Here is a 6097-nt window from a genome sequence, read left to right on the forward strand (position 1 = left end):
AGATGTGTATAAGAGACAGGCCCTGGGGGGCTGTCGCGGGGGCGGCGGGGGCACCGCCGGGGCGGGCGGTGCGGTGCGCCCGCCACCTCGGCGCCGCTCGATCATCGCGGTGGCCGGGGACGGCAGCCAGGCCGAGGCGGTGCCGCTGTCGTCGCTGCCGGAGGCGAAGAGGTGCGGGGCGAGCTGGGCCTGGAGGTCGGCGGGGCTCGGCCGCTGGGTGGCGTCCATCTGCATGCAGGACTCGATCAGCGGCCGCAGGTCGTCGGGCAGCCCCTCGGTGTCGGGGCCCTCGCGCAGCAGCATGAACACCGTCTCTACCGGGTTGGCCCCGTGGAAGGGGGCGTGCCCGGTGGCGGCGAAGACGAGCGTGGAGCCCAGGGAGAAGATGTCGCTCGCCCCGGTGACGCTGCGCGAGTCCCGGGCCTGCTCGGGCGACATGTACGCGGGCGTGCCGACGGCGACGTTCGTCATGGTCAGACGGGTGTTGGAGACACCGGACGCGATGCCGAAGTCGATCACCCGGGGGCCGTCCTCGACGACGAGGACATTGGACGGCTTCAGGTCGCGGTGCACGAGGCCCGCGCCGTGGATGGACTGGAGGGCCTCGGCGATCCCGGCGGCCAGCCAGCGCACGGCCTGGGTCGGCATGGGACCGCACTCGTTCACTATCTCCTCGAGCGAGGGCGCGGGCACATAGGCGGTGGCGAGCCAGGGCACGGCGGCACGCGGGTCGGCGTCGACCACGGCGGCGGTGTAGAACCCGCTGACCGCGCGGGCGGCCTCGACCTCGCGCGTGAAGCGGACCCGGAAGAGCTGGTCCTCGGCGAGCTCGGTCCGCACCGTCTTGATCGCCACCCGCCGACCGGACGCCGACCGCGCGAGATAGACCAGCCCCATGCCGCCGGCCCCGAGCCGTCCCAGCACCTCGAACGGGCCGATCCGTCTCGGGTCGTGCTGCGTCAGCTGCTCCACCACTTGCCTGCCACCTCCCCGTAAACGAACCTCGGCGACGAAGTCCGCGCATTACCGCCCGGTCGAATCGCGCCCTGCGCAGCGCGCCCTGTGCAGGGTCTCACCACTGAGCACCACCTGGCGGTACGCACCCCGATTCTTCCTGGCCCGGGCCCCGGTTGCGAACCCGGGGGCGGATGGGGTCGAAAAGTAGTGCTGATTTGGTGTGCGGGCGTGGGTTGTAGCGGCGGGGGTGGGTCTGTGACGTGACAGTGAAGGCAGGAACGGATGTTCTGATTCCGAATGAGTGACCGCGTTTGTGGGTTGCTCGTTATGCCGGGTGACAGGTCGTACGGCGCCGAGGCGGGGGGTGTGGTGGTGGGTGGTGTGCGCGACTTGGCGGGACCGTTTGTGGTGCCGGGCTCCTCGGGGGTGGCCGTGCGGGGCCGTCTCAAGCACCTCACTCCAGAGGACGAGCGGGTACTGCGGTCGGTCGGGGAGTACCAGGGTGTGCTCGCTTCGCGTGATCTGAAAGTTCGGTGCGCGCAGGGCCTGGATCATGGTGCTGAGACGTGGGCGGCGCGTAAGCGGGAGCTGACGAAGGTGTCATCGTCGCGGATCGCCGGGGCGATCACCAAGGCCGCCCATGATCAGTGGGCGCTCGCCCGTCGCGGCCAGGCCGCGCACATCCGGTCGCTGGAAGCCGGGATCCGGACACTGCAGCACCGGCTGTCGCTCCCGATCGGGACGAAGGGCACAAAACGCGCGGCGGGTGGATACCGGTCCAGGCAGGAGTGGTTTCAGAAATCGCGTCGCCTCACCACCCTGGAAGCCCGGCACACCACCATAATGGCGGACTGGCGTGCCGGGCGGGTGCGGGTCGTACGCGGCGGCAGACGGCTTCTCAACACCCGGCACCACCTCGACGCGGCCGGGCTCACACAGGGGCAGTGGCGAGAGCGGTGGGAGGCGGGACGCTCGTTCCTGGCTGCGGACGGTGAGTCGGGGAAGCGGTTCGGGAACGAGACGATCCGCGTCACCCCAACCGGCCAGGTCAGCATCAAACTGCCCGCCCCACTTGCGCACCTCGCCAACAACGAGCACGGGCGCTACAGCCTGGCCTCGACGGTGGCGTTCGCGCACCGGGGTGTGGAATGGGCCGACCGTATCGAAGGTAATCGGGCTGTCGCTTACCGGATCCACCTCGACACCGCCCGGGGCCGCTGGTATCTGACCGCGTCCTGGCAAGGCCCCCACGTGCAGGCCACCCCGTGGGAGGCCGCCCGGGCCGGGGGTGTGATCGGTGTCGACACCAACGCCGACCACTTCGCCGCCTACCGCCTCGACACCCACGGCAACCCGGTAGGTGAACCACACCGCTTCACCTACGACCTCTCCGGCACCACCCACCACCGCGACGCACAGATCCGCCACGCTCTCACCCGCCTCCTGCACTGGGCCCAACAGAGCGGCGTCACCGGGATTGGCATCGAGGACCTCGACTTCAGCACGGAGAAGACCCGGGAGAAGCACGGCCGCAGGAAACGCTTCCGACAGCTGATCTCCGGCATGCCCACCGGGAAACTCAAGGCCCGGCTGGTCTCCATGGCCGCCGAACAAGGCCTGACCATCATCGCGGTTGATCCGGCCTACACCTCCATGTGGGGTGGGCAGCACTGGCAGAAGCCGCTGACCACGCCCCGACGAAAGATGTCCCGTCACGATGCCGCCGGTATCGCCATCGGGAGACGCGCCCTCGGACACCCGATCCGGCGTCGGACGGCACCGCCCCCACACGACCGGAGAGATCGTGTCGGGCATCGGACCGCCCAGGCCGCACCAAGTGAACGAGAGCGTGAGGGAACCCGCCCACCCGCAACGGACCACGCCCCCGGAGACGTGCCACCGAACGGGACGCGAAAGCGGCAACCCAGCGCACCCAAAACCGTTCGGGATGCGCCCAGAACGCATGAGTGGGTCCAAGACCCACTCATGCACACTGGCTAGGAACGGTGTCTCATGTCACTTCGGTGCCCCCGCACCGGGTCACGGACGCAGTTCGCCGGGCTGGAGTACGGCGAAGGCGGCGCCCTGGTCGTCGTGCAGCACGGCCATCCGCCCGGAGGGGATGTCGAAGGGCGGCTGGGCCACTCGGCCGCCGAGCTGTACGGCGAGTTCGGCGGCGGCATCGCAGTCGGCGACGGCGAAGTAGACGAGAAAGTAGCTCGGCATCTCGGCCGGGAACGCGTCCGTGATGACGCTGCGGCCGCCGACAGCGGTGTCCGGGCCCGGTTCGGTGCCCTCGGGGGACCACATCCGGAAGTCGACCAGCGCCTCGGAGTCGCCGGAGATGTCGTGGCCCGCCTCGTCCAGGTCGGTGCCGTGGAAGCCGAAGACCTTCTCGTAGAAGGGGTCCACCTTGTCCGGCTGCCGGGTGTAGACCTCGGTCCAGCAGAAGGAGGCGGGATCATTCTGCTTCTCGAAGCCCGCACGCTCCTCCGGCTGCCAGAGCCCGAAGACGGCGCCCCCGGGGTCGGCCGCCTGCGCCACGATCCCGGCGCGCCCCGCCCGTACCGGGTCGGTGATGATCTGGCCGCCGTGCTCGCGGATCGCGGCGACGGTGGCACGGATGTCGTCGGTGGCGAAGTAGACGCCCCAGGCCGTGGGCATCCGGCCGTCCTTCTTGGCGGCGAGGGCGGCGACCAGGCGGCCGTCGCTGAGCGCGTCCGCGAAGGGCATTCCGTCGCCCGCCCGGAAGGTCCAGCCGAAGAGCCCACCGTAGAAGCGCTTGCCCGCTTCGAGGTCGGAGAGCTGCACGTCCGCCCAGCACGGCGCGGAATGCGCGAATGCGGCCATGGGACCGGGTCCTTCCGTAGCAGGGACGCAGTGACGCCCGTCACAGTCAACGTAGCGTCGCCCTCCGTCCCGCGCGCCCCGGACACACGGCGACAGCACTCCGCGGGCTGCTCGGACACACCCGGGGGCGCACCTATAGGGAACATTTGCCCGATTGATGAAGGAGGCGCTCACCATGTGGACGAAAGTTGTCCACCGAAGTTGTCCACAGGCTGTTGATAACATTTACTCCGGACGGCACCCAGGGCGGCACTCCTGCCTCCGGGGCCTCGCGCACCGCGGCCGAAAACCGCCGCTCCTCACCCCCGCGCACCCCGCTGGTCCTGCGGCGTTCCCCATTTGCAGTCGGCCGAATCGCGCTCCCATCACCCCTCGGTAAGCTGACGGCATGACAGGACAAGTACGCACCGTCGATGGCCGCGTGGCCGGTCGACGCGGCCAGGCGACGCGGCAGAAGCTGCTCGACTGCCTCAGCGAGATGCTCAGCTCCTCGCCGTACCGGGACGTCAAAGTCATCGACGTCGCCCGGAAGGCCGGGACTTCACCCGCGACTTTCTACCAGTACTTCCCCGACGTGGAGGGCGCCGTCCTCGAAATCGCCGAGGAAGTCGCCAAGGAGGGCGCCGGACTGACCGAACTGGTCGCCGGACGCTCCTGGGTCGGCAAGGCCGGCTGGACGACCTCCGAACAACTCGTCGAGGGATTCCTCGACTTCTGGCGGCACAACGACGCGATCCTCCGCGTGATCGACCTCGGCGCGGCCGAGGGGGACAAGCGGTTCTACAAGATCCGCATGAAGATCCTGAACTCGGTCACCAACTCCCTCACGGATTCCGTGAAGGAGCTCCAGAGCAAGGGCAAGGTCGACAAGGACGTCAGTCCGGCGGCGATGGCGGGCTCCCTGGTGGCGATGCTGGCCGCGGTCGCCTCGCACCAGAAGGGCTTCACCACCTGGGGTGTGAAGCAGGCCGAACTGCGGCCCAATCTCGCCCTGTTGGTGCACCTCGGCATCACCGGCAAGAAGCCGCCGAAGTAGGCCGGGGCACAGGAGGCCCACCGGCCCCCGGACGCCCCTCACCACCGGGCGGGCACCCGCCCACCCGGTCGCCCCACGTCCTGTCTCACCGACGGCGGACCACCCACGCACCCCTGCGGGTGGTCCGCCGTCGGCGTTCCCGGAGAAGGGCCCCGACTGGGCCTGGGGGCCGGACCTGAGGGCCGGACAGGTGGGTCGGACCCATGAGCCGGACTCGTGAGCCGGATCTGGCGGCCGGACCTGGGCGGCCGGACCTGGGCGGTGCCGCCCGCTATCGCCTCTCCAATCGGAACAGCCGGATCTGCCGCTCCAGCCGCCGCTGGTACACCGCGTACGGCGGCCAGAACGCGAGGGCGGCCTCCCACACCCGGTCCCGGTCCTCGCCCTCCAGCAGGGCCGCGCGCACCGGAATGTCCCGGCCGCGCCAGTTCACGACGGCCTCGTCCGGGCGGGCCAGCAGGTTCGCGGTCCAGGCCGGGTGACCCGGACGGCCGAAGTTGCTGCCGACCAGGATCCAACTGCCCTCCACCTCGCCCTCCGGCATGCAGGCCAGCGGCGTGGTCCTCGGCCGGCCCGTGCGCGCCCCCGGCACCGTGAGGACGAGCCCCGGCAGCATCCGGGCGCTGAGCAGCACCTTTCCCCGGGTGAGCCGGTGCACGGCCCGGTCCAGGACCGGTACCACGTGCGGGGCGATCCGCCCGAAGGCGCGGGTCGAGGAGACCTTCTGGACCAGACGCGCACCACGGGCGGGCACGGGGGCGCGGGAGTGGGAGTGGCCCATCAGACGCCTGCCCCGTACGCGATGCCGGCGGGCCGGGACGCGGCGGCGGTCCCGAAGAGTCCGGCCCGCTGTGCCGCGTGGTCGCGCAGCCGGTGGACCGGGCCGAAGAGCAGTTCGTCGCCCGCCGCCCGCTTGAGATACCGGTGCGCCTCGTGCTCCCAGGTGAAGCCGATGCCGCCGTGCAGCTGGACGGCCTCACCGGTGGTGATCCGGGCCGCCTCCAGGGCCTGGGCGAGCGCGAGGGGTCCGGCCTCCGGGTCCCGGGCGGCGTGGTACGCGGCGGAGCGGGCCGCCTCGACCCGTACGTACAGGTCGGCGAGGCGGTGCTTGACGGCCTGGAACGAACCGACGGCCCTGCCGAACTGTTCGCGCGCCTTCACGTACTCCACCGTGCGCTCCAGGGCGCTCGCCGCCGTCCCGACCGCCTCGGCGGCGATGATCGCGGCGGCCGTGCGCCCGGCGACGGCGAGCGC

At 70.8% G+C, this 6097-nt stretch carries 6 protein-coding genes; 2 read left to right on the top strand and 4 right to left on the bottom strand.

Going from position 1 to position 6097, the window contains the following annotated elements:
- The coding region (locus tag CR470_RS34850; RefSeq protein ID WP_179892474.1) for a serine/threonine-protein kinase at nt 1–975 on the bottom strand (975 nt) is incomplete at its 3' end.
- A 309-nt stretch (nt 976–1284) separates the two neighbouring features.
- Here CR470_RS34850 and CR470_RS34855 point away from each other — a divergent pair.
- Entirely contained in the window at nt 1285–2958 is a 1674-nt protein-coding gene (locus CR470_RS34855; RefSeq protein WP_097871464.1) for an IS200/IS605 family element transposase accessory protein TnpB, read from the top strand.
- A gap of 39 nt (nt 2959–2997) precedes the next feature.
- On the opposite strand, the gene CR470_RS34860 is transcribed toward CR470_RS34855, so the two are convergent.
- A complete protein-coding gene (locus CR470_RS34860; protein ID WP_097871458.1) occupies nt 2998–3807 on the bottom strand; it encodes a VOC family protein in 810 nt (269 codons plus the stop codon).
- Between the two features lie 388 nt (nt 3808–4195).
- Between CR470_RS34860 and CR470_RS34865 the strand changes: the two genes are divergently transcribed.
- Nucleotides 4196–4843, top strand: a complete 648-nt coding sequence (locus CR470_RS34865) for a TetR family transcriptional regulator (protein WP_097871460.1) — start codon at nt 4196–4198, stop codon at nt 4841–4843.
- Between the two features lie 271 nt (nt 4844–5114).
- Here CR470_RS34865 and CR470_RS34870 read toward each other — a convergent pair whose 3' ends face one another.
- A complete protein-coding gene (locus tag CR470_RS34870; RefSeq protein ID WP_097871462.1) occupies nt 5115–5624 on the bottom strand; it encodes a nitroreductase/quinone reductase family protein in 510 nt (169 codons plus the stop codon).
- Nucleotides 5624–6097: acyl-CoA dehydrogenase family protein (locus tag CR470_RS34875; protein ID WP_257139022.1), on the bottom strand; the 474-nt coding region annotated here is incomplete at its 5' end. The genes CR470_RS34875 and CR470_RS34870, both read right to left, overlap by 1 nt.

It is taken from the genome of Streptomyces sp. rh34, from assembly GCF_002551245.1.
Classification (GTDB): Bacteria; Actinomycetota; Actinomycetes; order Streptomycetales; family Streptomycetaceae; genus Streptomyces.

Bases quoted from the DNA above. Each gene is read 5' to 3' on its own strand.
- CR470_RS34855 (WP_097871464.1), top strand. From the start codon at position 1,285: ATGCCGGGTGACAGGTCGTACGGCGCCGAGGCGGGGGGTGTGGTGGTG.
- CR470_RS34860 (WP_097871458.1), bottom strand. From the start codon at position 3,807: ATGGCCGCATTCGCGCATTCCGCGCCGTGCTGGGCGGACGTGCAGCTC.
- CR470_RS34865 (WP_097871460.1), top strand. From the start codon at position 4,196: ATGACAGGACAAGTACGCACCGTCGATGGCCGCGTGGCCGGTCGACGC.
- CR470_RS34870 (WP_097871462.1), bottom strand. From the start codon at position 5,624: ATGGGCCACTCCCACTCCCGCGCCCCCGTGCCCGCCCGTGGTGCGCGT.